Origin of the sequence: Kineosphaera limosa NBRC 100340, assembly GCF_000298215.1 — a bacterium.
In the GTDB taxonomy this organism is placed as follows: Bacteria; Actinomycetota; Actinomycetes; order Actinomycetales; family Dermatophilaceae; genus Kineosphaera; species Kineosphaera limosa.
Genome location: NZ_BAHD01000083.1, coordinates 1 through 24,876 on the forward strand (window position 1 = coordinate 1; position 24,876 = coordinate 24,876).

22 protein-coding genes are annotated in these 24,876 nt (G+C 71.0%); 11 read left to right on the forward strand and 11 right to left on the reverse strand.

All coding sequences use genetic code 11. The annotated features are described in order from the left end of the window. Positions 1–10: 10 nt before the first annotated feature. The 7 genes from KILIM_RS18860 to KILIM_RS18890 all read right to left on the reverse strand — a co-directional run bounded on the left by KILIM_RS18860 (position 11) and on the right by KILIM_RS18890 (position 5,915). Positions 11–418, reverse strand: a complete 408-nt coding sequence (locus KILIM_RS18860) for a hypothetical protein (RefSeq protein ID WP_006594338.1) — start codon at positions 416–418, stop codon at positions 11–13. Positions 419–538: 120 nt separating this feature from the next. After that, positions 539–1,453, reverse strand: a complete 915-nt coding sequence (locus KILIM_RS18865; RefSeq protein WP_157551827.1) for a hypothetical protein — start codon at positions 1,451–1,453, stop codon at positions 539–541. Positions 1,454–1,830: 377 nt separating this feature from the next. Then, complete coding sequence (locus KILIM_RS18870) at positions 1,831–2,328, reverse strand: sigma-70 family RNA polymerase sigma factor (protein WP_040563860.1); 498 nt, start codon at positions 2,326–2,328, stop codon at positions 1,831–1,833. Between the two features lie 332 nt (positions 2,329–2,660). Beyond that, positions 2,661–3,629 (reverse strand): putative endonuclease domain-containing protein, encoded by a 969-nt coding sequence (locus KILIM_RS18875; protein WP_006594341.1) that lies wholly within the window; start codon positions 3,627–3,629, stop codon positions 2,661–2,663. A 278-nt stretch (positions 3,630–3,907) separates the two neighbouring features. Then, a complete protein-coding gene (locus tag KILIM_RS18880) occupies positions 3,908–4,681 on the reverse strand; it encodes an SDR family NAD(P)-dependent oxidoreductase (protein ID WP_006594342.1) in 774 nt (257 codons plus the stop codon). Further along, positions 4,678–5,127 (reverse strand): PTS sugar transporter subunit IIA, encoded by a 450-nt coding sequence (locus KILIM_RS18885; protein WP_006594343.1) that lies wholly within the window; start codon positions 5,125–5,127, stop codon positions 4,678–4,680. The genes KILIM_RS18880 and KILIM_RS18885 overlap by 4 nt, the downstream gene beginning before the upstream one ends. 113 nt (positions 5,128–5,240) lie before the next feature. Then, positions 5,241–5,915, reverse strand: coding sequence for a nitroreductase family protein (locus KILIM_RS18890; protein WP_006594344.1), 675 nt, complete (start codon positions 5,913–5,915; stop codon positions 5,241–5,243). 77 nt (positions 5,916–5,992) lie between these two features. Here KILIM_RS18890 and KILIM_RS18895 point away from each other — a divergent pair, with 77 nt between their 5' ends. From KILIM_RS18895 to KILIM_RS18905, 3 genes are all read left to right on the forward strand, one after another. Next, a complete protein-coding gene (locus tag KILIM_RS18895) occupies positions 5,993–8,728 on the forward strand; it encodes a bifunctional acetate--CoA ligase family protein/GNAT family N-acetyltransferase (RefSeq protein WP_006594345.1) in 2,736 nt (911 codons plus the stop codon). A 38-nt stretch (positions 8,729–8,766) separates the two neighbouring features. Continuing rightward, complete coding sequence (locus KILIM_RS18900) at positions 8,767–9,363, forward strand: DUF5998 family protein (protein WP_006594346.1); 597 nt, start codon at positions 8,767–8,769, stop codon at positions 9,361–9,363. A 221-nt stretch (positions 9,364–9,584) separates the two neighbouring features. After that, on the forward strand, positions 9,585–10,712 hold the full coding sequence (locus KILIM_RS18905; RefSeq protein WP_040563861.1) for an alkaline phosphatase family protein: 1,128 nt from the start codon (positions 9,585–9,587) through the stop codon (positions 10,710–10,712). Between the two features lie 46 nt (positions 10,713–10,758). On the opposite strand, the gene sepH is transcribed toward KILIM_RS18905, so the two are convergent. Beyond that, the gene (gene sepH / locus KILIM_RS22785; protein ID WP_006594349.1) at positions 10,759–13,032 is read right to left on the reverse strand and encodes a septation protein SepH; all 2,274 of its coding nucleotides are present in this window, start codon (positions 13,030–13,032) and stop codon (positions 10,759–10,761) included. 172 nt (positions 13,033–13,204) lie between these two features. Here sepH and KILIM_RS18915 point away from each other — a divergent pair, with 172 nt between their 5' ends. Continuing rightward, on the forward strand, positions 13,205–14,197 hold the full coding sequence (locus KILIM_RS18915; RefSeq protein ID WP_157551828.1) for an inositol monophosphatase family protein: 993 nt from the start codon (positions 13,205–13,207) through the stop codon (positions 14,195–14,197). Between the two features lie 50 nt (positions 14,198–14,247). Here KILIM_RS18915 and KILIM_RS18920 read toward each other — a convergent pair whose 3' ends face one another. Then, positions 14,248–14,445: a hypothetical protein gene (locus KILIM_RS18920; RefSeq protein WP_006594351.1), complete on the reverse strand. Its 198-nt coding sequence runs from the start codon at positions 14,443–14,445 to the stop codon at positions 14,248–14,250. Positions 14,446–14,864: 419 nt separating this feature from the next. On the opposite strand from KILIM_RS18920, the gene KILIM_RS18925 reads away from it, so the two are divergent. From KILIM_RS18925 to KILIM_RS18940, 4 genes are all read left to right on the forward strand, one after another. Then, a complete protein-coding gene (locus KILIM_RS18925) occupies positions 14,865–15,167 on the forward strand; it encodes a DUF4193 domain-containing protein (RefSeq protein WP_006594352.1) in 303 nt (100 codons plus the stop codon). Position 15,168: 1 nt separating this feature from the next. Next, a complete protein-coding gene (gene dut, locus KILIM_RS18930) occupies positions 15,169–15,690 on the forward strand; it encodes a dUTP diphosphatase (protein ID WP_006594353.1) in 522 nt (173 codons plus the stop codon). A 97-nt stretch (positions 15,691–15,787) separates the two neighbouring features. After that, entirely contained in the window at positions 15,788–16,645 is an 858-nt protein-coding gene (locus KILIM_RS18935; RefSeq protein WP_006594354.1) for a DUF3710 domain-containing protein, read from the forward strand. 10 nt (positions 16,646–16,655) lie between these two features. Next, positions 16,656–17,045, forward strand: a complete 390-nt coding sequence (locus KILIM_RS18940) for an OB-fold nucleic acid binding domain-containing protein (protein WP_157551829.1) — start codon at positions 16,656–16,658, stop codon at positions 17,043–17,045. A 50-nt stretch (positions 17,046–17,095) separates the two neighbouring features. Here KILIM_RS18940 and KILIM_RS18945 read toward each other — a convergent pair whose 3' ends face one another. Both KILIM_RS18945 and KILIM_RS18950 read right to left on the reverse strand, forming a co-directional pair. Then, complete coding sequence (locus tag KILIM_RS18945) at positions 17,096–17,779, reverse strand: potassium channel family protein (protein ID WP_006594356.1); 684 nt, start codon at positions 17,777–17,779, stop codon at positions 17,096–17,098. A gap of 56 nt (positions 17,780–17,835) precedes the next feature. Beyond that, the gene (locus KILIM_RS18950; RefSeq protein WP_006594357.1) at positions 17,836–18,498 is read right to left on the reverse strand and encodes a potassium channel family protein; all 663 of its coding nucleotides are present in this window, start codon (positions 18,496–18,498) and stop codon (positions 17,836–17,838) included. Positions 18,499–18,638: 140 nt separating this feature from the next. Here KILIM_RS18950 and KILIM_RS18955 point away from each other — a divergent pair, with 140 nt between their 5' ends. From KILIM_RS18955 to acnA, 3 genes are all read left to right on the forward strand, one after another. Continuing rightward, a complete protein-coding gene (locus tag KILIM_RS18955) occupies positions 18,639–20,639 on the forward strand; it encodes an APC family permease (protein WP_246308529.1) in 2,001 nt (666 codons plus the stop codon). Beyond that, the gene (locus tag KILIM_RS18960; protein ID WP_006594359.1) at positions 20,636–21,934 is read left to right on the forward strand and encodes a class I SAM-dependent RNA methyltransferase; all 1,299 of its coding nucleotides are present in this window, start codon (positions 20,636–20,638) and stop codon (positions 21,932–21,934) included. Before KILIM_RS18955 ends, KILIM_RS18960 begins: the two co-directional genes overlap by 4 nt. Positions 21,935–22,111: 177 nt before the next feature. Continuing rightward, on the forward strand, positions 22,112–24,876 hold a 2,765-nt coding region (gene acnA, locus KILIM_RS18965; protein WP_006594360.1), incomplete at its 3' end, for an aconitate hydratase AcnA.

A 24,876-nucleotide genomic window follows, 5' to 3' on the forward strand; every position in this document is an offset into this window, starting at 1 on the left:
CGAGCAGCAGTCAGGGCTTGGCGGGTGCCGACTGCTGCGGAGCCACCACCCGCACGTCGACCGATTGGCCGTCGCCGCAGCGCAATTGCAGTAGTCCGGGAGTCGCCGTGAGCACGAGGTCGTTTGTCCCGGTGTCCAGGTCGGTGGCGATCTCCAACTCCGACGTGTAGGCCTGCGACGTCGGATTGCCGCCCTGCTGTTTCTGCACCAGTGAGGTGGCGGCTCCGGTGTTGTTGTCGACCTGCACGGGCACGCCGTCGGGGGCTGCGTCGACCGTGTCGGAGGAAATGGTGATCGCGTCATTCGGCCCGCACGTGACGAGCAGGGGCGTCGCCGGCGAGACGCCTGTGCTGGGGCTCGATGCCGAGGACTGCGGCGTACCGCAGGCGGCCGTGAGCAGCGCGACCGTGACCGTCACTGCGCAGGAAATCAGCACTCGCTGTCTGGGGTGTTGGCTGGTCTCGGCTGCCAGTGGGGAGCGCACGGTGAAAGCCTACGTCGAGATCGACACGAGGTCCGTGCCTTTGCCCGGGGGTGACTATCCGGAGACGGTGCGCCCGATGTCCTGCAACATCGACATCGAGCAGATCCGGTCTGGCAACGCCTGGAAGCCTTGAGCGAACGCGGCCTGCTCCGGGGTTGTGGGCCGGACCGTTATCGACACGACCGGCTGGCCGTCCACCTCCATGGCCCAGGTCTGCCCGCCGCCCGGTGGCTCCTCATCGGGCCAGCGGGTCACCGGCCGCAACCGGCCGTCGCCGAATTTCGTGGTGAGCGACGCGGCTGCTTGCTGCGGAGTGGGACCGTAGCCGGCATGTGCCCATAGCGGTCCGTCCCCGCGCGGGCACGGCATGACCCCCGATCGCGTGACGACAGGAGGCTCGTCCGCGGGGTCTGGGGTCGGAGTGCGCCGATACCCGGTGCTGCACTCGGCCTCGGGGCGGGCCACGAAGGTGCCCGGGGATGAGGCGGACGGCTCCCTCGCCATGGTGACGCTGGCTCGCAGCATGGCAGTGCCACGCAGGGGTGCCAGGGCATCTTTGACGGGGGCATCGCGATAGCCGAGCGCGATGATCGGCCGGATTGTCGTGTCGTGCATCGGGTCCCATCCCTGCTTCTTAGCTGCATCGATCAGTGCCTCGGTCGGGCTCTGTCCGCGACCGAAGGCCTCGTCGGGCACATCGAGGGCGCGCTGTTCGCCGTTGCAGCGAAGGTCCGCAGGGCCGCCGCGGTAGTAGCTGTGCGGATCCTGCAACTGCAGTTTCATCAGCTCGCCGTTGCCGCAGCGCAACTGCACCACTCCGGGAGCCGGCGTCAGCACGACGTCGCTAGTACCCGGTGGAATGTCGATGCTCACTTCCAGCGCGGAGGTGTAAGCCTGCGACGCCGAGCCGTTCCTCTCCTGCTGTTGCCGCAGGGACGTGGCTGTTCCGGTGCGGTTGTCGACCCGCACCCGCAGCCCGTCAGGCGCGGCGTTTGTCTGGTCACTGGATGTGGAGATCGTCCCGTTTGGCCCGCATGTGACCAGGAGGGTTTCGACGGATGACTGTCGGTCGCCGGCCGTTGCACCTGCGATCGGTGCCGTGGAGGCCGCGTTCGGGTCGGGTCCCAACGGACGCCACATGCCGACTGTGGCGACGAGCAGTGCGACGGAGGCCGCGGCAGCTACCGGCACCAGCCACCGACGCCGTCGGGGTGTTTCGGGTCGGCCGCTGTCTTGCCGGGGGGCGGGTGCCTGACCGGCTAGCACGGCATCGACGATCCGTTCGGCGTCGTGCTGGTCCTGCCGGGTGGGGCGCAGCGCATCGCGGAGTCGGGGGTCTTGCTCGGTCATGGCTGCCTCGATTCGGCCGAGGTGGATGCGGGAGTGAGCGCGGAGCGCAGGAGGGCGAGCGCGCGGGATGCCTGAGATCGCACGGTGGCGACCGAGCAGCGCAGGGCCGCGGCGATGTCGTCGTCGCTGATGTCGTCGACGTGGCGCAAGAGCAGGACAGCGCGCTGTCGAGGGCCGAGGCCGGCCAACGCTGCGGCGAGGTCCGGTTCGAAGCCGAGCTCCTCTGGCATGCAACTTATTTCGGTGAGCGCGTGGAGTCGCATTCGGCGCAGTTCGCGGCCGTTGCTGCGGGCGTTGGCCAGGTGCCGGTTGGTCAAGGTTCGTACCACGTAGGCCCATGGGCGCTCCATCGCCGCGATCGACTCCCACCGTTGGTAGGTGACGAGGAGGACGTCTTGCACGAGGTCCTCGGCCTCGGCGCGGCGACCGGTCAGCAGAGTGGCTACGCGGAGCAGTCGGGGCGTGTGCGCACGCGCCCACGTCTCGAAGTCCATGGGCGTCCCCGGCCCCGGCGCATCCAGCTCCATACTCCCTAAATGTCGCCGACCCCCCGCCGCGTTGCATGCTCCAACACGCGATGCGGCGTACCGCGCCACACCCGGGGTGGGCACTTCGCTCGGGACGGGACACATCCCCTCGCAACGGGACACGGCCTGACCCCGCTGGACACGCCTGGTCAGCTGTGTTCGGTCGGGTCAGGCCGTGTCCCGTTGCGGTGCCCTGTGTCCCGTTGCGCTGGGCTGTGTGCCGATGCGCCACGACGTGTGCCGTCCCGTGGGGCCCGGCCCACTGCGGGGCCGCCGCGCGCGGTCTGGAGGGCCGGATGTCAGGTAGCCCTGCGGACGGGCCAGGCGAGGCCGTGGGACGCGGCCTCGGCGGCCAGTCGCTGCGAGATAAGCGTCAGGTTGCCCAGTTCGGGCCAGGTGAAGCGCACGATGATCCAGCGGTCGCGGCGCATTGCACGTTCGCGCTCGTCGGCGCGTCGCTGCTCCGTCGGGTCTTCGAGCTTGACCAGACCGTCGAACTCGATGAGCATCCGAGTGCCGATGACGCGGAAGTCCGCGCGGTGCGTGGCGCGCCCGATGCTGATCTTGAACTGCGACTCGACGGCGACGCCCAGCGTCCACAGGTCGTAGCGCAGCAGGCTCTCTCCCACAGACTCCGCGTGCGGATCGGTTCGTTCGAGGGTCCGCGCCAAGGCGACGACACCGGGCGCGCGGCGGTACAGGCGCAGTGCGTCGTCGATAGCGGTTGAGCTGGCCCCGGCGCTGGCCACGACGGTGCTGTTCAGCTCGGGATCGAGCGCTCGTCGCGCGGCGTCGGCTGCCACGAGGCCGGCCCGGACGCCGTTGTGCAGGCCTGTTTGCACGATCGCCACGGCCGGCGTGACGGTTGGGATCAGTCCTACTCGACTCACGGGTGTGCCCTGCGGGAGGCGGTGTTGCATCCGGCCGGAGATGTGTCGGGTTCGCTTGGTGGCGGTCGATCCCACGTGCACTACGCCCAGGTCTGCCTCGAACAGTGGCAAACCGTAAGCCAGGAGAGCGCTGTGGTGCGTGGCCACGGTGCCACGACCGATGCGTCCGACGGCCGCGCGGATGCGGAGCCGATGGCGTCCCTCGTCGCCGATGCCGCGCAGGCTCTCCAGTGGTGCGTACCACCCTCGTGCCAGGCGGACCAGGCGGCGCGTCCGCACCGCTGCGTCCAGAATGTCCGAGCCGACGCCCACGGCAGCGGCGTCCGCCACGCTGAACACGTCGTCGTGCGCCTTCGCCAGCCGATCGATGGGATCCATGGGCGCGATTGTGGTGCGCGCCGCGGTGGCCGTGCCCGAGGTCGACTCGGCGCCTGGGGATAGACGGACACCGAGCAGGGGGCATGTGGATACCGGTTTCTGTCGGCTGCCCCGCTGCTTCCTACTGCGCACGAGTCGCCCCGGGCTGTCGGCGACTCTTGGGAGATCGTCCGTACACAGCCCGTCGCGCTGGGCCGTGCCCTGTTCCGGTGAGCTGTGCCCCGTCTCGCCGAGCGGTGCCGGGCGCGCTAGGGCGTGGCCAGCCGTGGTCGGGGACGTCAGCGCGGGGGCATCCGCAGGGCGCCGTCGAGGCGGATGGTCTCGCCGTTGAGCATGGGGTTGGCGACGATGTGCTCGGCGAGCATGGCGTACTCGTCGGGGTAGCCGAGGCGGGCGGGGTGGGGGACCATGGCGCCGAGGCTGTCTTTGGTCTCTTGCGGCAGCCCGGCCATCATCGGCGTCTCGAACGTGCCCGGCGCGATGGTGACGACGCGAATGTTCTTGTCTGCCAAGTCCCGCGCGGCCGGCAGGGTGAGGCCGCTGACCCCGGCCTTGCTGGAGGCGTAGGCAGCCTGGCCGACCTGGCCGTCGAAGGCCGCGATCGACGCAGTCATCAGGATGACGCCCCGGTCGCCGTCCAGCGGCTCGTTGCCGGCCATCGCCTCGGCGGCCAGCCGCAGCAGGTTGAACGTGCCGACGAGGTTGATCTCGATAACCGAGCGGTAGGTCTCCAACGGCAGCACGCCCTTGCGGCCCAGGATGCGCCCCGGTGTAGCGACCCCGGCGCAGGCGACGGCGACGCGCAGCGCGCCCAGCTCCGTGGCGGCGGCGACGGCCGCCGCCAGCTCGTCGGACGAGCGGACGTCGGCGGGGACGAAACGAACCCGGTCACCCAACTCGTCGGCAAGCTGCTGACCGGGGGAGCCGGGCAGGTCGGCGATGACGATCGAGGCGCCCAACGCGTGCAGCCGGCGCGCTGTCGCTGAACCGAGGCCCGAACCCCCTCCCGTGATGACGGCTGAGAACGGGCTGGCGTCAGTGTCGAGCTTCAAGATCGGATGACCTGTTCTTCGAGGACCGCGCAGATTTCCCGCGGGTCGGTGAGTGTCAGCAACTGATCGCGGAACGAGGCCTTGGTCAGCCGTCGCGCCAACTGAGCGAGCACAGCAAGCTGATCAGATTGCCCGCCCTCGGGCACGCCGATGAGGAAAATGAGCTTCGCCGGCCCATCCGCGGCGCCCCAATCGATGCCCGCGTCGGAGCGGGCGAACGCCATCGACGGCTCGCTGACGTGAGCGGTGCGGCAATGCGGGATCGCGATGCCGCCTGGCAGGCCGGTGGCCATGAGGTCTTCGCGGCGGTGCACGTCCGCCAGGAAGGCCTCCAGATCGTCGACGCGGCCTTCGGACACGAACGTCTCGGCGAGCGCGCGGATGGCCCCGACGCGGTCTGCGGTCGGCAGGTCGAGAATCACCTGGCTGGCAGTGACGAGCGTCATCGTGCTCCTTCGATCGCGGACGGCCGCGGACCTGCGGCCGCTCGGCTCGTCAGTAGCCTAGCGGCATTCGGCGCGGCACAGTCGGCAACTGCCGGGTCGCCCTTTCAGGCGCTCTACCAGGGTGCGTCGCAGGCTCGAAAGTGCCCCCTGTGCACCACATCCTCCAGCGGTCGAGGGGCCGGTCGATGCGGCGTACCGGAGCCGGATCGGCGGCTGCTCGCCCCCCGCGGTCTCGTCGCAGGGCGGCCCAATGCGACGACCCCCACGAGCCGACGGTCGCCGGGGATGCCGAACTGGGCGCGGACCGCGTCGTGGCGTCCGGCGGGCACCCCGAAGAACAGCCCGCCGATGCCATCGTCGACGGCGGAGAGCAGCATGAGCAGCGCGGCCATGCCGGCGTCGACGTCCCAATAGGGGATAGGCCAGGCCTGCGCGGCCTCGCCGAGCCCGACGGCGGCCTTGTCGGGGCGCGCGTAGCGCTGCACGTAGGCGTCCGGCCGCGAGCACACGACGATGAGCACCGGTGCGCGACGAACCCCGCTGCGCCACCGCTTGCGGTGCCCCTCCGGCTCGGGCGCTGCCGCCGACTCCGCTACGTCTGTCGCTGCCCAGAACGCGGCCCGTTCCGCCTCGCTGGTCAGCACGACGAAGTCCCACCCCTGGGTGAATCCGGCGCTGGGGGCGCGCACGGCGCGCTCCAGGGCGCGCTGCACCACGGCCTCCTCGACGGGGGCCGGATCGAAGTCGCGCACCATGCGCCGGGCGCTAACCACGTCTGCGAAGTCCACGCGTTAAGTTTGCCAAATCTCGCGTTGGATACGACACACCTCCCCGTTTCGGGGGTAGTCCGTGGGACGATGAGCCCATGACGTCGCAGTCCGGGGTGGCCCTCGAACGCCCGAACACGGCACCTACGCCGGGTGCCCAGACCGACTCCGACGACCCCGGGTATCCCACCCGCTGGGTCGGTGATGTGGTGCTGCGCGATGGCACGATCGGGCACGTTCGGCCCATCACGCCACGAGACGCCGAGGCGATCCACCGCTTTCACGAAGGACAGAGCGAAGAGTCGATCTACCTGCGCTTTTTCGCCCCGATCAAGCGCCTGTCCGACCGTGACGTGCACCGTTTCACGCACGTGGACTACTGCGATCGGGTCGCTTTGGTCGTGGTCGTCGGCGACGAGCTGATCGGCATCGGGCGCTACGACCGGCTCGACGACCCACAGTCCGCCGAGGTCGCGTTCAACATCTCCGACCACTACCACGGCAAGGGCGTCGGTTCGGTGCTGCTGGAGCACCTGGCGGCCATCGCCCAGGAGAACGACATCACCAAGTTCGTGGCCGACGTGCTGCCGCAGAACCGCAAGATGATGAAGGTCTTCACCGACGCCGGCTATGAGGTGCGTCACCACTACGACGACGGTGTCATCTCCGTCGAGTTCACCATCGAGCCCACCGACCGCTCCCAGGCGGTGCAGCTTTCGCGGGAGCACCGCTCCGAGGCGCAGAGCATGGCCGCGGTGCTCAGCCCGAAGTCGATCGCCGTCGTCGGCCTGAGCCGCCGCCCCGATGCGTTCGGTTCCCAGGTCGTCGACAACATCCTCGATGCCGGGTACACCGGGCCGGTGTACGTCGTGCACTCCGAGGCGGACACGGTGCGCGGGCTGCCTACCTACAAGTCGGTGGCCAGCATCGGGGAGCCGATCGACATGGCGGTCATCGCCGTCCCGGCGGAGTCGGTCTCCGCGGTCGTCGACGACTGCGCCCAGGCCGGGGTCCGCACGCTGCTCGTGTTCTCTGTCGGATTCGCCGAGGCGGGACCGGAGGGGGCGCAGCTACAGGCCGATCTGCTCGCCCAGGCCCGCCGCGCCGGCATGCGCATCGTGGGGCCAGGCTCGTTCGGCCTCGTCAACAACGACCCTCAGGTGCGTCTCAACGCGACGATCTCGGCCGACCTACCGCACCCCGGCACCCTGGGCCTGTTCAGCCAGAGCGGCGGACTGGGGGTCGGCCTCATCGCCTCGATGATCCGGGCGCACCTGGGGCTGTCCGCGGCCGTGTCGGCCGGCAACCGCGTCGACGTGTCCACCAACGACGTCATGCAGTACTTCATCGACGACGACAAGACCAAGACCGTGGCGATCTATCTCGAATCGGTCGGTAATCCGCGCAAGTTCAGTCGCATCGCGCGCCAGTTGTCGCTGCGAAAGCCGACCGTCGTCGTCAAGTCGCCGACGGTCGGGCGGGTGCCCCCGGGGCACCGCGCCCGCGCCAGTCGCGTCGACCCGACGGCCTTCGACGCACTGCTGGACCAGGCCGGCGTCATCCCCACCGACACAATTCGCGAACTGACCCACGTGTGTCAGTTGGTCGCTCAGCAACCACTGCCCGAGGGTGACGGCGTCGCGATTCTGGGTACGTCGGCGGGGCTCAACGCCATCACCGCCGAGGCCGCCGCGCAGGCCGGCCTGCGGGTCGTCGGTGAGCCGGTGCCGCTGCCGACCGGATACTCGCCGCGCGAGATCGCCGAAGAGGTCGAGGCCGCCTTCGCCCGGCCGGGCGTCGACATGGTGTCCGTGACGCTCGTGGCGCCGCTGGCCACCAACGAGGAGGAGGTCGCGCGGGCCATCGCGCACATCGCCGGGGGCACCGGCAAGCCCTGCGTCACGGCTTTTGTCGGCACCCGGGACGTCTCGCGCATCATGCGCAAGGCCGGCAAGTTGCTCGACCGGCGCACCGGCGAGCGGCAGATCGTGCCGGTCTACGAGACTCCGCTGGACGGCATCAACGCCCTGGCCAAGGCCAGCCGTTACGCCGCGTGGAAGCGCAGCGACCACGGCGAGCGAATCCGCCCTTCGGGGGTCAACCGGGGCGCGGTCGATGCCATCGTGCAGCGCGTGCTCGACGGCGCTCCGGAGGGTCGCGACCTCAGCCCGCAGGAGACGACCACGCTGCTGGCCGCGTACGGCATCGACGTGTGGCCGACGATTCCCGTGGCCACCGCCCAGGAGGCGGTGGAGGCGGCGCAGGAGCTCGGCATGCCGGTCGTGCTGCGCTCGCTCATCGAGTCGGTCCGCTTCCGGCCCGGAGCCGGTGGCGAGAGCAACGAGGAGACGACCCCGGAGGGCATCGAGGAGGCCTTCGAGTCGATGAAGCGGCGGTTGGCCGCGTTCGGCGACCCGCGCCTGGTGCTGCAGCGGACCGCCCCGCCCGGTATCGCGACGATGATCTCCTCGACGGAGGACCCGCTGTTCGGCCCGGTCGTCAGCTTCGCCCTGGCCGATCCCGGCAGCGAACTGCTCGGCGACGTCTCGCACCGCATCCCGCCGCTGACCGACAGCGACATCCGCGCCCTCGTGGAGGGCTTGCGCAGCTCGCCGCTGCTCTTCGGGCACCGCGGCAGCGCGCCCGTGGACTATCCCGCGCTGGAGAACATCATCGGCCGGGTCGCCGCCCTGGCCGACGACGTGCCGGAGATCTCCCGGCTCGTGCTGGAGCACGTCAACGCCCGCCGTGACGGGGTCGATGTATTGCGCGCCCGCGTCCATGTCGCCCCGGCCGCCACTCGCACGGACGCCGGCCGCCGCGCCATGAACTAAGCAGGGAGATGCCACGATCGGGGCGCGGGTAGGTCAGGATGGACGGCATGAGTTTCCGTTCGGGCGCCCCCGGGCAGGCGTTGCCCTCCGAGTTGACTCGCGCGATCGAGCGTGCCGGCTACTACCCCGCGCTGGTCGGCGACGTCGTGCGCACCGCCCTGGCTCACGACGTGGTCGCCTCGCACCTGGTGCATCAGGAGACGACGTTCGACCACGACACGGTGCGTCGGCACGTCACCGTGCTGGTGCTCACCGACACGCGCCTGATCGTCGTGCACGCCGACGACGACGTCGAGGGCGGGGGCCCTGGCGCCGCGACCGCGACCTCGGAGAGCGTGCCGCTGGGTGGGGTGCGCGGGGTGATGCTCACCCACGTCGTCGCCGACCCCGCCTCCTATGTGCCGGGGCGGCTCGGCCACGAGGTCACCGTGACCATCGGCTGGGGGTCCGTCAGCCGCATCGACCTGCTGCCGGCCACCTGCGGCGACCCGCAGTGCGACGCCGACCACGGCTACGAGGGCTCGCTGACCGCCGACGACATCAGTGTGCGCGTCTCCGCGGTCGCCGACGGCGAGGAGGCGCTGACTCAGGCCATGGCCTTCGCCAACGCCCTGCAGGCGGCCACGGCCCGGTGACGACGGCCGTCACGATGCCGTGAGAACGCGCCGACGGCAAGGCGCACGCGACGGGAAGGCAGGCAGATCCGGTGAGCACCCACGGTGACGACCCACCGAGCAGGAAACCGCGGAGTCGAAAGCCCCGGAGCCGATCGCCGCTCGAGACCGCGGCCACGACGACGCCGGCAACGCCAGTAACCCCGGCTTCGCCCGCCAACCCCGCCTACGACGCGACCGGGTTGGCAGCCGTGCTGCCGTCGGTCGCAGCGAGTCTGGGCGTGCCTGCGCCGGGGGCGCACGAGCCGCGTTGGCCTGCACAGCTTGTGCCGTTGGAGCCGAGCCGAAGCGCCGTCGTCGTCCTCGTCGACGGCCTGGGCGCCCAACTCTTGGCCCGCCGCGGCGGGCACGCGCCGTTCTTGCGGTCGTTGCTGACCTCGTCGCGCACGTTGACCAGCGGATTTCCATCGACGACCGCGACGAGCATGGGCACCTTCGGCACCGGGCTGCCGCCGGGGGCACACGGCCTCGTCGGTTACGAGGTGCTCGACCCGGGCAGCGGCCGGGTCTTCAACGAGCTGAGTTGGAAGGACGGCCCCGACCCGCGTGCCTGGCAGCCCGCCCCGACGGTCTTCGAGCGGGCGGAGGTCGCCGGGGTGGCCGTCACGATGATCGGGCCGGGCTACTTCGACGGCTCCGGCCTGACGACGGCAGCCTTGCGGGGCGCGCGCTTTCGCGCCGGGCGGCAGCTGGCCGAACGTGTCGACCAGACGCTCGCGGCGCTGCAGGCCACGGAGCGCGCCGACCAGCCGTCGCGGGCGCTCGTGTACCTCTATTGGGGTGAGCTGGACAAGGTCGGGCACGTGCACGGTTGCGATTCCTGGCAGTGGGGCGACGAGCTGGAGTCCCTGGACCGTGAACTCGCCGGGCTGGCCCGCCGCCTACCGCGCGAGACCAGCCTGTACGTGACCGCCGATCACGGCATGGTCGACGTGCCGTTCGAGCACCGCCTCGACGTCGCTCACGAGCCGGACCTGGATGCCGGGGTGCGGCTGGTCGGAGGGGAGCCGCGCGCGGTGCAGCTCTACTGCGAGACGGGGGCCGTCGCCGACGTGCTCGCCGCGTGGCGCGCCCGGCTCGGCGACGATGCCTGGGTCGTGCCACGCGAGGAGGCCGAGTCGACCGGCTGGTTCGGCGCGGTGAGCCCCACCGTGCGGCCTCGGATCGGCGACGTCATCGCGGCGATGCGCGGATCGGTCGCGGTCGTCGACAGCCGCATCCACCGCCCCGAGGTGCTCTCCCTACTGGGCGTGCACGGCTCGTTGACCGCCGACGAGGTGCAGATCCCCCTCTTGATGCACCGCGCCTGACGGGTCGAGCGCGCCCGTCGCGGGCCCGGCGCTCGGCGGGCGCGTCTCAGTCCTCGGGGTGCTTGGCGCCGAACATGATGTCGTCCCAGGCCGGCACGCTGGCCCGGCCGCGACGGCTCGAACGCTGCGGCGGCCGCTTGGTGGCCGCCTCGTCGCCCGCCGCGGGCTCCTTGGCCGGTCCTGTGGACTTGGGCGCGGCAGTCCTTGACGGGGTGGACTTCGCAGCGGCGGGTTTGGGCGCGGCGGGCTTCGGCGCGGTCGGTTTGGTGGCAGTCGGTTTGGTCGCGGCCGGTTGGGTCGCGGCCCCGCGGGAGTCATCGTCCGCTGCAGCGTCGGCTGGAGCGGTCGCTGTGCCGCCGCTGGTCCGTCGCGTGCGGGTGCGCTTGCGAGCGGCCGGCTTGGCGGATGCAGCCGGTGTCGTTTCCGAGGTCTGTGCCTCGGGTTGCTCGGCTGCCTCGGCTGCCTTGGTGTCAGCCGCCGCGGCGGGGGGCTGGTCGGCCGGCTCCCCGGGCGTCTCGGGGCTTTCAAGGGTGTCGGAGAGTCCAGGGGAGTCGAGGATCTCGGGGACCTCACCGACGGACGGGTCGGCAGCGGATCCGGTTGACTCGGTCGGGGTCTGGACCGCAGCACCCTCCGGCGTGCCCTGGGCGGCGTCGTCCGCCGCGGCCTCCGGCGGTACCTCGCCCAGGGGCAGCTCCGGCTCCGTGTGGCGGGCCTGGCTTCGGACGCCCGTCGATCGACGCGCCTCCTCTGCCTGGACCGGCTCGGCCGCCGCTGTGCTCTGTTCCGCTGTGCCGTGCTCCGAGGACTCCGACGTGGCTTCGGTGATGGCGGCGTCGTCCGACGGAGCGGAGGCGGGCGCAGCACCGGCTTCCGCCGCGTCAGCGGCCGCGGGAGCCGCGTCGGGGGCCGCGGGAGCCAGGTCGGGGGCCGCGGGAGCCAGGTCGGCCGCCGCAGGTTCGGGGCGACCGTCGGGGCCGTCCTCGGCGGGGTTCGCATGCGCGGCCGGGGGGAGGCCGTCGCGCTGCGGGTCGTAGTCCAGCGGCTCCAGGGGCACGGCCTCGGGATCCGGAGCGACGCCGACATCCGGGATATCTGTGGGGGCGGTGCCGGCCGCCGTCGGCGGCGTAGGTCCGGCGGGCGGTGCCACCGAGTCGGTCGTGCCCGAGTCGGTCGTGCCCGAGTCGGTCGTGCCCGAGGCGGTCGGCGAAGCCGCACGCGCGCCCCGACCGCCGCTCGGCAGCCGACGGGGACGACGGCGACCACGCTGAGCGGCCCGCTCGCGCAGATCGCTCATCAGCTCACTGTCCGGGTCGACCGCGCGGCCGCGCTCCGGGCGTCCCAATTCCTGCGGGCTCGCAGCCCCGGCACCTCGCGCCGGACGAGACGCAGCCCGCCCACCGTCGGGCGTGTGCTCGGACTCCCCGCGACCGGCTCCGGGCGTGGCGGTGCCCGGCTGCCCGGCGCGGTCCTGGTGCTGCGCGCCCGGGTGCGCGCTGCCCTGGCGGTAGAGCACCTGCTCGTGCCCGACCTGCTGGTAGACGTCCCGGCGCGCCCGGTCGGCCTGCAGCGTCTCGCCGCGGCTCGCGCCCGTCGCGCGCTCGGGCCGGTGCTCCTGGTGGCCGGCGACCGGGTCGCGGCCGGCGTCGTGGTCCCACTCCTGCGGCGCCTCCGGCTGCCACTCCTGGGCGTTCTCCTGCCGCCATTCCTGGGCTGCCCCGCGGGTCGGCAGCGTCCGCCCCCGCGGGGCCTGGGGCTGCCCGGGGCTGTCGTCGCCGGTCAGCCAGCGGGCCTCGTCGTCGACCGGGGTCACGGTCATGCCCGAGCGGGAGAAGAACCAGGAGGCGACCCGGCGGCGCCCACCGGCGGGAAAGCCGAGCTCGACCGTCCACTGACCGTCCTCGGAGCGCCAGGAGTCCCACTCGACCTGCTCGCTGGGCACCCCGCGCGACTCCAGCCGGCGCTCGACCCGTTCGCCGAGCGTCACCGGGTCGCTGCCGTGGGTCGGCACGTGGGCATCCCCGGCCAGGCGGGCGATGTGGGCGCGCTCGGCCAGGATCGGGCCCTCGTAGCGGTGCACCTTCTCGACCGACCAGCCGGCCCGTTCGGCCGCCTCCTGCGCGCTGGCCCCGGCGCGGATCATCGCTTGCACCTCGGTGGGCCGCATCGGTTCGGCGTCGGTACGCGCCTGGGCGTACTCGCGGCGCAGCAGGGCGCGCAGCGTGTCGTCGATCGGCAGCCGGAACTCCTGCCCGCCGCGGCCGGAGAGCAGCAGGTGCTCGCCGTCCTCGTGGACGCCGATGAGGTGCAGGTCGGGCATGTGTTCTCCAGGTCGCTACGTCGCCCCCACGTCGGCCCCGAGTTCAGAGGTGGACAAGTGCCGCTGCGCGTCGGATTCGGCGCACACAGGCACTCGGAGCCCCGGTCAGCCTACCGACGACAGCCACGACGCGGAAACGACACCAGCGGTTCGCGTGGCTAGGGTCGCCGGTATGGACGCAGCGCAGCCGGCCCGACCGCAGGATTCCGCTCCGGTCGGTGGCCCGAACGGCTCGATCGACGCCCCGATCGAGGCTCCCATCGACGGCCCGGTCGACGTCGGCGACGAAGACCTGGCGCAACTCGCCTCCCTGGCCCGCGACTTGGCGGTCGAGGCCGGTCACCTCATCGTCGCCCAGCGACCCCGGGAGCTGCGGGTCGACACCAAGTCCAGCGGCACCGACGTCGTCACGTCGATGGACGCCGCCGCCGAGACGCTCCTGCGGCAGCGGCTGGCCCAGGTGCGTCCCGGCGACGCGGTGTTCGGCGAGGAGGGCGGCGCGCAGGCCGGGACCGGTGCCATCACCTGGGTGCTCGATCCCATCGACGGCACCGTCAACTACCTCTACGGCATCCCGGAGTACGCGCTGTCGGTGGCCGCAGTCGTCGGCGATCCCCGCATCGACGGCGCCTGGTGGCCCGTGGCCGGTGCCGTGGCCCACCCCAGCGCCGGCCTGGTCTACAGCGCCTGGCGCGGCGGACGCGCCTACGTGCAGGCAGTCGACCCTGCGCACCCGAGCGCGAGTCCCGCGAGTCCCGCGAGTCCCGCAGCCGACGAACCGGTACCTGCTGGGGCGCGACTGCACGTCAGCGCGGCGGACAGCCTGGAGTTCGCGCTGCTGGGCACGGGCTTCGGCTACCTGCCGGAGGTCCGGCGCCGACAGGCGCACCTCCTGCTCGACATCCTGCCGCGCGTGCGCGACATCCGGCGGGCGGGCAGCGCGGCCCTGGACCTTTGCGCGGTGGCCGCCGGGCGCCTCGACGCCTACTACGAGAAGGGCGTGCACGCGTGGGACTACGCCGCCGGCTGGCTGCTGGTCACCGAGGCGGGTGGGCTCGTCACCGGCATCGCCGACGACGCGCCCGGAGACGGGGGAGTGGCGGCCGGCGGGCCCGGGGTGCACGGCGAGTTGCGAGCCCTGATACGCGAACTCGGCGCCGGCTGACCCGATCGGGGTGCCGGCGCCGAGTGTCGGCGAGACGTGTTGGGCCGCGGTCAGCAGGCCTGGCTCAGCGAGCGGAACGGAGCCAGCTCGGGCATGTCGATCTCGTGGTCGGCCGCGGTGCGGGCCAGGGAGTTCAGCTCCCCGAGGCGGACATGCGTCAGTACCTCGTCGTCGGCAAGGCGCGCCTGATCGAGGGCCTGCAGAGCTTCGTGTGTACGGTCGAGCAGAGCAAGGGAGAGTTCGGACATGGTTCCACCTCCTGGTGAGTTTTCGAGGTCTTCGGGCGAGGAGGGCGACTCTGGCCAATGGCCCTCGCCGTCGGTCGTTGGCTCGTGGAGCCTATGTGGTCTACGCCACCCACGGCGAATCGCCAGGTTACGCCTGTGTTACTTCTGGCTGAACGGCTTGTCGCATACCCGCGGTTCGCTCCGGTGACGTGCGTGAATGCCTGGGGCCTGACACCCAGACTGGGGCTTCGACGGCACGCAGTGCAGCGTGCCGGCGGTCGATGAGGAGGGTCGACACGGAATGGTTGGGGCCCGGTTGTCGTTTAGGAGGCGCGAATAGGGCACAATCCCCGCGTCGGCCCGCACCGGGTGACAGCACGGTTGACACAGGGTGGACGCAGGCGGGCCCTGCGAGCTGGGACTAGGAGAGACACGCGCAGATGGCAACTGACTACGACGCACCACGCAAGACCGACGACGACGACCTGAACGAGGACTCCCTCGAGGAGCTGAAGTCGCGCCGGGTCGACAAGGGCGCTTCCAGCGTCGACGTCGACGAGACCGAGCAGGCGGAAGGCTTCGAGCTGCCTGGAGCCGACCTCTCCGGTGAAGAGCTCTCGGTGCGGGTGATCCCCAAGCAGGCAGACGAGTTCACCTGCAGCCGGTGTTTCCTCGTGCACCACCGCAGCCAGCTGGCTGGGCAGTCGGGCGGGCAGCCCATCTGCAAGGAGTGCGCGAGCTGACATGAGCGACTCCCCTGGAGTCGCGTCGGCTACCGAGTCGGCCACCGAGCCGGTCGTCACGTCGCCGGGCAGCGCGCCGCTGACCGTGCGCGTGCGCCGGCTCGACCCGCAGCTGCCGCTGCCGGCGTACGCGCGCCCCGGTGACGCCGGGCTCGACCTGCTCGCCCGCGAGGATGCGCTCCTGCAGCCCGGTCACCGGGCGCTCGTCGGCACCGGCATCGCCGTGCAGATCCCGCCCGGTTGGGTGGGGTTGGTGCATCCGCGCTCGGGGTTGGCCGCGCGGCACGGCGTGAGCATCGTCAACGCGCCCGGCACCATCGACTCCGGCTACCGAGGTGAGATCTTCGTCAACCTCATCAACACGGATTCCGAGCACGCCGTGCGCGTCAGCCGGGGGGACCGGATCGCGCAACTGCTGCTCCAGGAAGTCGCGATCGTGGCCTGGGAAGAGGTCGATGTGCTTTCGGAGTCCGTTCGGGGGGACACTGGACATGGTTCGACCGGGGGTATCGGGCCGAGGTAGCCGGCTCGCCGGCTGCGACGGTCACCGAGACGGTGACCCAGCCGCCACACCGATCGGCGCGCCGCCACCGCGGCGGCGCCCAGCAGGAGGAAGAACGATGGCACTGTTCCGGCGTAAGCGGGCCACCGCGGACGAGGCGACCCCCGAAGCCCCCGAGGGCTCGGTGAGTTCCCAGACCGACGCGCAGCCCGCGCCGGCGGACGCCCCCGCCGGCGGCGGAGCAGCGGCGACCGACGCGACCTCCGGTGCCGCCAAGACCGGCGAGACCAGCGAGACCGGCGAGGAGGCCGAGCTCGGCCCCTTCGACGCGAGCACGCTGACGACCCGCGCCGGCCTCGTCGACCTCGGTGCCATCCTGCTGCCCGGCATCAGGGGCCTCGTGGTGTCCATGGAGCTGGACCAGGCCAGCGGCGATGTCACCGCCGTGCGGGTGCACCTGGGCAACTCGCAGCTGCAGCTGCAGGCGTTCGCCGCCCCGAAGTCCACCGGGATCTGGGACGAGATCCGCGGCGAGATCGCGGAAGCGCTGACCGCACAGGGCGGCAGCTCGACGACCGAGGTGGGGCCGTTCGGCACCGAACTCATCGTACGGGTGCCCGGGCTCGGCGCCGACGGCCGACCCGTGACCAACGCGATGCGCTTCGTCGGCATCGACCGGCCCCGGTGGTTTCTGCGCGGCGTCATCAGCGGGCCTGCGGCCACCGACGCGGAGGCGGCGCGCCCGTTCGTCGACCTGCTGCACGTGACGATCGTCGATCGCGGGCACGAGCCGATGGCTCCCCGTGAACTGCTGCCGCTGCGGCTGCCTCCGGAGCCGGTGGCACCGGAGGCGACTCCCGAGGCGGGCCCGGCGGTTCCGTTGGACCAGGCGCAACAGGGTCAGCAGCCGGCCGAGCACTCGACCGACGACCTGCGCCCGTTCGAACGCGGCCCCGAGATCACCGAGGTCCGCTGACCGGACTGCGATGGGGGGGAAGAAGGCCATGGGGTTCTGGTCGCGGGTGCGCTCACGCCTGACGAGTTCGGCCGCCGAACTCGAAGCGCAGGAGCTGTCGCAGGATGCGTTGGAGGCCGGCGCCGATCCGCTGGGGTCGGTCAGCGACCGCGCCCTGGTCGACGCGGTCGGGGTGCTGCGCAACATTTCTATCCCGCCACCGGGGCAGGTGCCCAGCGTCATCGGGGAGTTGTTCGACGGCACCGGATCGCTGTCGATCGTGTGGCTGGGGCGCCGCGAGATCCCCGGAATCGGCTGCGGTGTGCGGCTGCGCGTGCGGGGCCGGGTGGCGATGCGACGGGGGCAACCGGTCATCTACAACCCGCGCTACGACATCCTGCCCGCCCCCGGCAACCACTGAACCCGGCCACTGGGACCCAGCCACCGGGACCCAGCCCCGAGGGCATCGCGTCAGTCCTGCGCGCGAGTGTGCTCCACATCGGGGTTGAGCAGGCGCTCCAGCGCCTCCTCGGATTCGACGGAGGTGACGAGCAGCAGTTCGTCGCCGACCTCCAGCAGGTCGTCCGGCGAGGGGGCGATGGCCCGCTGCTCGCGCACCAGGCACGTCAGTACCGTGTCCGGGGGCCAGGGTACGTCGCCGACCCGTCGAGTGGCCCAGGGGCTGACCGACGGCAGCGTCATCTCCACGAGGATCGCGTGCGACTGGGCGAACTCGAAGATGCGCACCAGATCGCCGACCGAGACCGCCTCCTCCACAAGCGCTGTCATCAGCCGGGGCGTCGAGACGGCGACGTCGACGCCCCAGCCCTCGTCGAACATCCACTCGTTCTTGGGGTTGTTGACGCGAGCGACGGTGCGGGGCACGCCGAACTCGGTTTTGGCCAGCAGCGAGAGCACGAGGTTGACCTTGTCGTCACCGGTGGCCGCCACGACGACATCGCAGGTGTCCAGGCCCGCCTCGTGCAGGGCGGCCAGCTCGCACGCGTCGGCCAGCAGCCACGAGGCGTCGGGCACGCGCGAGGACTGCACGTCGTCGGCGTCGTTGTCGATGAGCAGCACCTCGTGCCCGTTGCCGATGAGCTCCCGGGCGATCGAGCGGCCGACGCTGCCGGCGCCGGCGATGACCACGCGCATTCGAAGGACTCCTTGTCTGCCGTGATGGGGCTGCCGGGACTGAACGTGAGCGCAGGTCAGTCGGCCGGAGGCGGTGACTCGAGCAGGCGCTCGATGCGGGGTAGGTCGTCGCCGGGGCACATCACGGCGAGCATGTCGGCGTCCTGGAAGACGGTCTGCGGCGTGGTCAGAACACCCTGCCCGAGCCGCGACACGTACGCGATGCGGGCGCCGGTCCGGGCCTCGATCCAGGGAATCGATTTGCCGATCCAGCCCTTGTTGGTGGCGACCTCGGCGAGGACGATCTTGCCGCTGGGGTCGGTGTACAGCGGCACGGAGCCGTGCGGCAGTAGCCGGCGCATGACGCGGTCGGCGGTCCAGCGCACGGTGGCGACGGTGGGGATGCCGAGGCGCTGGTACAGCTCGGCGCGCCCCGGATCGTAGATGCGGGCCACGACGTTGGTCACGCCGAACGTCTCCCGCGCCACCCGCGCGGCGAGGATATTGGAGTTGTCGCCGCTGCTGACCGCCGCGAAGGCGTAGGCGTGCTCGATGCCGGCCTTGACGAGGGTGTCGCGGTCGAACCCCAGGCCGGTGACGCGACGCCCCTCGAAGTCGGGCCCGAGGCGGCGGAACGCCGCGCGGTTCTGGTCGATGACCGCCACGTCGTGGCCCTGCTGCTCCAGTCCGAGGGCCAGCGTCGCGCCGACGCGCCCGCAACCCATGATGACGAAGTGCACGTCGCCGACGGTACACGCCTGGTGCGCAGGTCATGCTCAGGTCGGCCTCAGCGACCACTGCCGGAGTCGATTACCAACGGATCTACGCTGTTGCGGTGTCTACCAGTCGGGCCGTCAAGCGGCTCCTGCTCGGCCGCGCGATGCGCAGCGATCGTCTCGGCGAGACGTTGCTGCCCAAGCGCATCGCGCTGCCGGTCTTCGCCAGTGACGCCCTGTCGTCGGTGGCCTATGCGCCCGACGAGATTCTGCTGACCCTGGCCTTCGCCGGCGGCGCGATGGCGATGACGCACTCCTGGCAGATCGGCCTCGCGGTCGCCTTCGTCATGGTCGTCGTCGTGGCCTCCTATCGCCAGAACGTGCACGCCTATCCCTCCGGCGGCGGCGACTACGAGGTGGCGACCGTCAATATCGGGCCGCGGGCGGGCATGACGGTGGCCAGCGCCCTGCTTGTCGACTACGTGCTGACCGTCGCGGTCTCCGTGTCCTCCGGGGTGCAGAATGCCGGCGCCGCGCTGCCGTGGGTGCGCGGGCACGAAACGCCCATTGCGGTGCTGCTCGTAGTGCTGCTCACGACGATGAACCTGCGCGGGGTGCGCGAGTCGGGCACCTGGTTCGCGGTGCCCACGTACGCCTTCATGGTCGGCATCGTCGGTATGGCGGGCTGGGGCTTCATCCGCGACGCCATGGGCACCCTGCCGGCTGCCCCCAGCGCCGACCTGGAGCTGCTGCCCGAGCCCGGCTACGAACAGCTGACGGCGCTGGCCTTCGCATTCCTGTTGCTGCGAGCGTTCTCCTCCGGGTGCGCCGCCCTGACGGGGGTGGAGGCGATCAGCAACGGGGTACCGGCGTTCGAGAAGCCGAAGAGCCGCAACGCGGCGACGACGCTGCTGCTCATGGGCGCGATCTCCATCACGATGCTCATGTCGATGATGTTCTTGGCCCGCGAGACCGGGCTGCAGTTCGCGGAGGATCCGGCGACCCAGCTGTACCGGGACGGCCGGCCGGTGGGTGCCGGCTACGTGCAGGAGACAGTGATCGGCCAGCTCGCGCACACGGTCTTCGACAACTTCGCCCCCGGCGTGTTCTTCATCGCCGGGGTCACCGGCATCATCCTCATCCTGGCCGCGAACACCGCCTTCAACGGCTTTCCGGTACTCGCCTCCGTGCTCGCTCGCGACGGCTTCCTGCCGCGCCAGCTCTCCCAGCGGGGCGACCGACTCGCCTTCAGCAACGGCATCATGATCCTGGCCGGGGCGGCGATCGTGCTCATCGTCATCTACGACGCGCAGGTCACCAAGCTCATCCAGCTTTACATCGTCGGGGTCTTCGTCTCGTTCACGCTCAGCCAGCTCGGCATGATCCGGCACTGGAACCGGCACCTGCGCACCGAGAACGATGCGCGTCAACGGCAGCGGATGCTGCGGGCCCGGGCGATCAACGGCGTCGGTGCCCTGATGAGCGCCACCGTGCTCGTCGTCGTGCTGCTCACCAAGTTCACCCACGGCGCCGGCTACGCGGTGGCCGCGATGGTCGTGCTGTTCTTCCTCATGGCCGGCGTACACAAGCACTATCAGCTGGTGTCGCGGGAGTTGGCGCTCAGCGACGATCCGCGCGAGGACCGGGCGCTGCCCTCGCGGGTGCACGCGATCGTGCTGGTCAGCCGCATCCACAAACCGACGATGCGCGCGCTGGCCTACGCGCGGGCGGCCCGGCCCACCTACCTGGAGGCCGTGACCGTCGATGTCGATCCCGAGCACACGCGCGAGCTCATGCGCGAGTGGGAGCGTCGGCAGATCCCGGTGCCGCTGCGGGCCCTGGACTCCCCGTACCGCGAGATCACCCGGCCGATCCTGGACTACGTCAAGAGCCTGCGCACCCAGTCACCGCGGGACGTGCTGACCGTCTACGTGCCCGAGTACGTCGTGGGGCATTGGTGGGAGCACATCCTGCACAACCAGAGTGCGCTGCGGCTCAAGGCCGCGCTGTTGTTCACCCCAGGCGTCATGATGGTCAGCGTGCCGTGGCAATTGAGTTCATCGCAGGGACAAGAACAGTGGTACACCGACACCGCGCCGGCCGGACGCAGCTCCGCGGGGCCTGGCCCCGAGCTGCCGGGCCAGCGCGGCGGGGGGCAGACATGAGCGGGCCGCGAGGGTCCCTCGTCGGGCAACAACTGCGCGTAGCGACGACCCGCTTCGCCCACGGGGGGCACGCGGTGGCCCGCGACGACGACGGACGGGTGGTCTTCGTGCGTCACGCCCTGCCGGCCGAAGTGGTGCAGGTGCGCGTGACTCGCGGCAAGGCGGGCGACCGGTTCGTCTTCGCCGACGTCGAGGCCGTCGAGACCGCCAACCCGCATCGGGTCACTCCGCCGTGCCAGTACGCCGGGCCGGGCGGGTGCGGCGGCTGCGACCTGCAACACGCGGACCTGGGGTACCAGCGCGAGCTCAAGGCACAGGTCGTCGCCGAGCAGCTGTCCCGGCTCGCCGGCATCGAGCGCGACGTGCTCGTCGAGCCCGTGCCCGGTGACGTCGACGGCCTGCGGTGGCGCACTCGGGTCGAGTTCGCGGTCGACCGCGAGGGCCGCGCCGGCCTGCGCCCCTTCCACACCCGCGACGTGCTGCCCATCGACGACTGCCTCATCGCCGCGGAGCCGATCATCGACTCGGGGGTGCTGCGGCGACGCTGGCCCGCGCAGCGGGCGGTCGACGTGATCGCGCCCTCCGGCTCGGGCTCGGCTGCGGACTCCGAGTCGGACCCCGGGTCGGACCCCGGATCGCACCCCGGGTCGCCGGCGGCGGTGCTGGTGCCGGTGCCCGGCGGGGTCAAGCAGGCGCCCGAGGTCACCGAGCACGTCGCCAGCGGGCCGTGGAGCGGCGACATCACCGTGGACGCCCGCGGCTTCTGGCAGGTGCACCCCGGGGCGGCGAGCACCTTCCTCGACCACGTGCTGGGCGAGCTCGACCCGCAGCCGGGGGAGCGGGCCCTCGACCTGTACGCCGGAGTCGGCCTCTTCGCCCGGGCGCTGGCCGACCTCGTCGGCGACGAGGGAGCGGTGCTCGCGGTCGAGTCCGACGAGCGGGCCGTCGTCGCCGGCGAGCGCGACACCGCCCGGGTGGAGCAGCTGGAGTGGCGGGCCGAGCGGGTCGAGCAGGCGCTGGAGCCCCTCATCGACGGCGGCGACGAGGTCGACCTCGTCGTGCTGGACCCGCCGCGCGCCGGGGCGGGTGCGCCGGTCATCCGGCAGATCGCGCAGCTGAGTCCGCGGGCGATCGCCTACGTAGCGTGCGATCCGGCGGCCCTGGCTCGCGACCTGGCGACCCTGGCCGACGCCGGCTACGAGCTCGACACCCTGCGGGCCTTCGACGCCTTCCCGATGACCCATCACGTGGAGTGCATCGCCATCTGCCGGCCCAGCTCCGCGATTCGAGGGTGACCGACGCCTGAGGGTGTGATAATTTATCTCGACATCAAGATATTTGTCCGCCGTGGTCCTGCCCGATCGATCCGTTGAAGCAGATCTGAATCGGGTCGGTTGGTCCCAGGCCGCGCACGAGCCGCCGCGATCGGGCAGCATCGACAGCATCACCGACAGCAGCGAAGGAGCCCAGTGGTGAGCCACGCACCCGACAGTTTCCAGGCCAAGGACACCCTGCAGGTCGGGGACAAGTCCTACGAGATCTATCGCATCGACAAGGTGGACGGCCACGACACCTTGCCCTACAGCCTCAAGGTGCTGCTGGAGAACTTGCTGCGCACCGAGGACGGCGCGAACATCACCGCCGACCACATCCGCGCGCTGGGCGGCTGGGACGCCGACGCCGAGCCCGACACCGAGATCCAGTTCACCCCGGCCCGCGTCATCATGCAGGACTTCACCGGCGTGCCCTGCATCGTCGACCTGGCCACGATGCGCGAGGCCGTCGAAGAGCTCGGCGGCAGCGCCGAGAAGGTCAACCCGCTGTCTCCGGCCGAGCTCGTCATCGACCACTCGGTGCAGATCGACGTCTTCGGTCAGCGCGACGCCTTCGAGCGCAACGTCGAGTTCGAGTACCAGCGCAACGGCGAGCGCTACCAGTTCCTGCGTTGGGGCCAGGGCGCCTTCGACGACTTCAAGGTCGTACCGCCCGGCACCGGCATCGTGCACCAGGTCAACATCGAGCACCTCGCGCGCGTCGTCATGGAGCGTGACGGGCAGGCCTACCCCGACACGTGTGTCGGCACCGACTCGCACACGACGATGGAGAACGGTCTCGGCGTGCTCGGCTGGGGCGTCGGCGGGATCGAGGCGGAGGCCGCGATGCTCGGCCAGCCGGTCTCGATGCTCATCCCGCGGGTCGTCGGTTTCAAGATCACCGGCGAGATCCCCGCCGGGGTCACCGCGACCGACGTCGTGCTCAACATCACCGAGATGCTGCGGGCGCACGGGGTCGTCGGCAAGTTCGTCGAGTTCCACGGCGAGGGCGTCGCCTCCATCCCGCTGGCTAACCGCGCGACGATCGGCAACATGAGCCCCGAGTTCGGCTCGACGTGCGCGATCTTCCCCATCGACGACGTGACGCTGGACTACCTGCGCCTCACCGGCCGCAGCGACGAGCAGGTCGCGCTCGTCGAGGCGTACGCCAAGACGCAGGGCATGTGGCTCGACCCGAGCAAGGAGCTGCGTTTCTCCGAGGACCTCGAACTCGACCTGTCCACGGTCGTCCCCGCGATCGCCGGGCCAAAGCGCCCGCAGGACCGCATCCTGCTCTCGGAGGCCAAGGAGTCCTTCCGCAAGGTGCTGCCGACATACGTCGACGGTGACGAGGGCGATCGCGGCGCCGGCTCGAGCTTCCCGGCCAGCGACCCGACCCCGCAGGGGTCGGCTGACGGCGTCAACGGCGGCAACCGACCGATCGACGAGGGCAACGGCATCAGCCGCCCGCACAAGCGCGTCACGCTGAGCCGCGACGGTCAATCCTTCGACATCGACCACGGCATCGTCTCGATCGCCTCGATCACCTCGTGCACGAACACCTCGAACCCCTCGGTCATGCTCGCCGCGGGCCTGCTCGCGAAGAAGGCCAGCGAGAAGGGCCTCAAGGTCAAGCCGTGGGTCAAGACCTCGATGGCGCCCGGCTCCAAGGTCGTCACCGAGTACTACGAGAAGGCCGGGCTGTGGCCCGCGCTGCAGGACCTCGGCTACCACCTCGTCGGCTACGGCTGCACCACGTGCATCGGCAACTCGGGCCCGCTGCCCGAGGACGTCTCCGCCGCGGTCAACGAGCACGACCTCGCGGTCACCTCGGTGCTCTCGGGCAACCGCAACTTCGAGGGCCGCATCAACCCCGACGTCAAGATGAACTACCTGGCGTCCCCGCCGCTGGTCGTGGCCTACGCGCTGGCCGGCACGATGGACTTCGACTTCGAGAAGGAGGCGTTGGGGCAGGACACCGACGGCAACGACGTCTTCCTGAAGGACATCTGGCCCACCGCCGAAGACGTGCAGGCGACGATCGACTCCTCGATCGACCGCGACATGTTCCTCGAGCAGTACGCCGACGTCTTCAAGGGTGATGACCGCTGGCGCGACCTCGACACCCCCGACGGCAACACCTTCGAGTGGGACGCCGACTCGACGTACGTGCGCAAGCCCCCGTACTTCGAGGGCATGACGATGGAGCTGACTCCCGTGTCGGACATCTCCGGCGCGCGGGTGCTGGCCAAGTTGGGTGACTCGGTGACCACCGACCACATCAGCCCGGCCGGTTCGATCAAGGCCGACAGCCCGGCGGGTGTGTACCTGTCCGAGCACGGCGTCGACAAGAAGGACTTCAACTCCTATGGCAGCCGGCGCGGCAACCACGAGGTGATGATCCGCGGCACGTTCGCGAACATCCGCCTGCGCAACCAGCTGCTCGACGGCGTCGAGGGCGGCTTCACCCGCAACTTCCTCGACGGTGGGCAGCAGACGACGATCTACGAAGCGTCGCAGGCTTACCAGGAGGCCGGGGTGCCGCTGGTCGTGCTGTCGGGCAAGGAGTACGGCTCGGGCAGCTCGCGCGACTGGGCTGCCAAGGGCACGCGTCTGCTGGGCGTCAGCGCCGTCATCGCCGAGAGCTACGAGCGCATCCACCGCTCCAACCTCATCGGGATGGGCGTGCTGCCGCTGCAGTACCCCCAGGGCGAGAGCGCCGACTCCCTGGGTCTGGACGGCACCGAGACCTTCGACATCACCGGCATCGAGGCGATCAACGAGGGCTCTGTCCCCAAGACTGTGCACGTCAAGGCCACGAAGGAGGGCGGCGAGAGCGTCGAGTTCGACGCGGTCGTTCGCATCGACACCCCCGGCGAGGCCGACTACTACCGCAACGACGGCATCCTGCAGTACGTGCTGCG

What these genes read in the sequence shown, in the direction of transcription:
- KILIM_RS18900 (WP_006594346.1), top strand. Translation starts at nt 8,767, where the DNA reads ATGGACGGCATGAGTTTCCGTTCGGGCGCCCCCGGGCAGGCGTTGCCC.
- KILIM_RS18920 (WP_006594351.1), bottom strand. Translation starts at nt 14,445, where the DNA reads ATGTCCGAACTCTCCCTTGCTCTGCTCGACCGTACACACGAAGCTCTG.
- KILIM_RS18870 (WP_040563860.1), bottom strand. Translation starts at nt 2,328, where the DNA reads ATGGACTTCGAGACGTGGGCGCGTGCGCACACGCCCCGACTGCTCCGC.
- KILIM_RS18885 (WP_006594343.1), bottom strand. Translation starts at nt 5,127, where the DNA reads ATGACGCTCGTCACTGCCAGCCAGGTGATTCTCGACCTGCCGACCGCA.
- KILIM_RS18945 (WP_006594356.1), bottom strand. Translation starts at nt 17,779, where the DNA reads ATGCGCGTGGTCATCGCCGGCGCCGGCAGCGTCGGCCGCTCGATCGCC.
- KILIM_RS18925 (WP_006594352.1), top strand. Translation starts at nt 14,865, where the DNA reads ATGGCAACTGACTACGACGCACCACGCAAGACCGACGACGACGACCTG.
- KILIM_RS18875 (WP_006594341.1), bottom strand. Translation starts at nt 3,629, where the DNA reads ATGGATCCCATCGATCGGCTGGCGAAGGCGCACGACGACGTGTTCAGC.
- KILIM_RS18940 (WP_157551829.1), top strand. Translation starts at nt 16,656, where the DNA reads ATGGGGGGGAAGAAGGCCATGGGGTTCTGGTCGCGGGTGCGCTCACGC.
- KILIM_RS18915 (WP_157551828.1), top strand. Translation starts at nt 13,205, where the DNA reads ATGGACGCAGCGCAGCCGGCCCGACCGCAGGATTCCGCTCCGGTCGGT.
- dut (WP_006594353.1), top strand. Translation starts at nt 15,169, where the DNA reads ATGAGCGACTCCCCTGGAGTCGCGTCGGCTACCGAGTCGGCCACCGAG.
- KILIM_RS18895 (WP_006594345.1), top strand. Translation starts at nt 5,993, where the DNA reads ATGACGTCGCAGTCCGGGGTGGCCCTCGAACGCCCGAACACGGCACCT.
- KILIM_RS18955 (WP_246308529.1), top strand. Translation starts at nt 18,639, where the DNA reads ATGCGCAGCGATCGTCTCGGCGAGACGTTGCTGCCCAAGCGCATCGCG.
- KILIM_RS18935 (WP_006594354.1), top strand. Translation starts at nt 15,788, where the DNA reads ATGGCACTGTTCCGGCGTAAGCGGGCCACCGCGGACGAGGCGACCCCC.
- KILIM_RS18960 (WP_006594359.1), top strand. Translation starts at nt 20,636, where the DNA reads ATGAGCGGGCCGCGAGGGTCCCTCGTCGGGCAACAACTGCGCGTAGCG.
- sepH (WP_006594349.1), bottom strand. Translation starts at nt 13,032, where the DNA reads ATGCCCGACCTGCACCTCATCGGCGTCCACGAGGACGGCGAGCACCTG.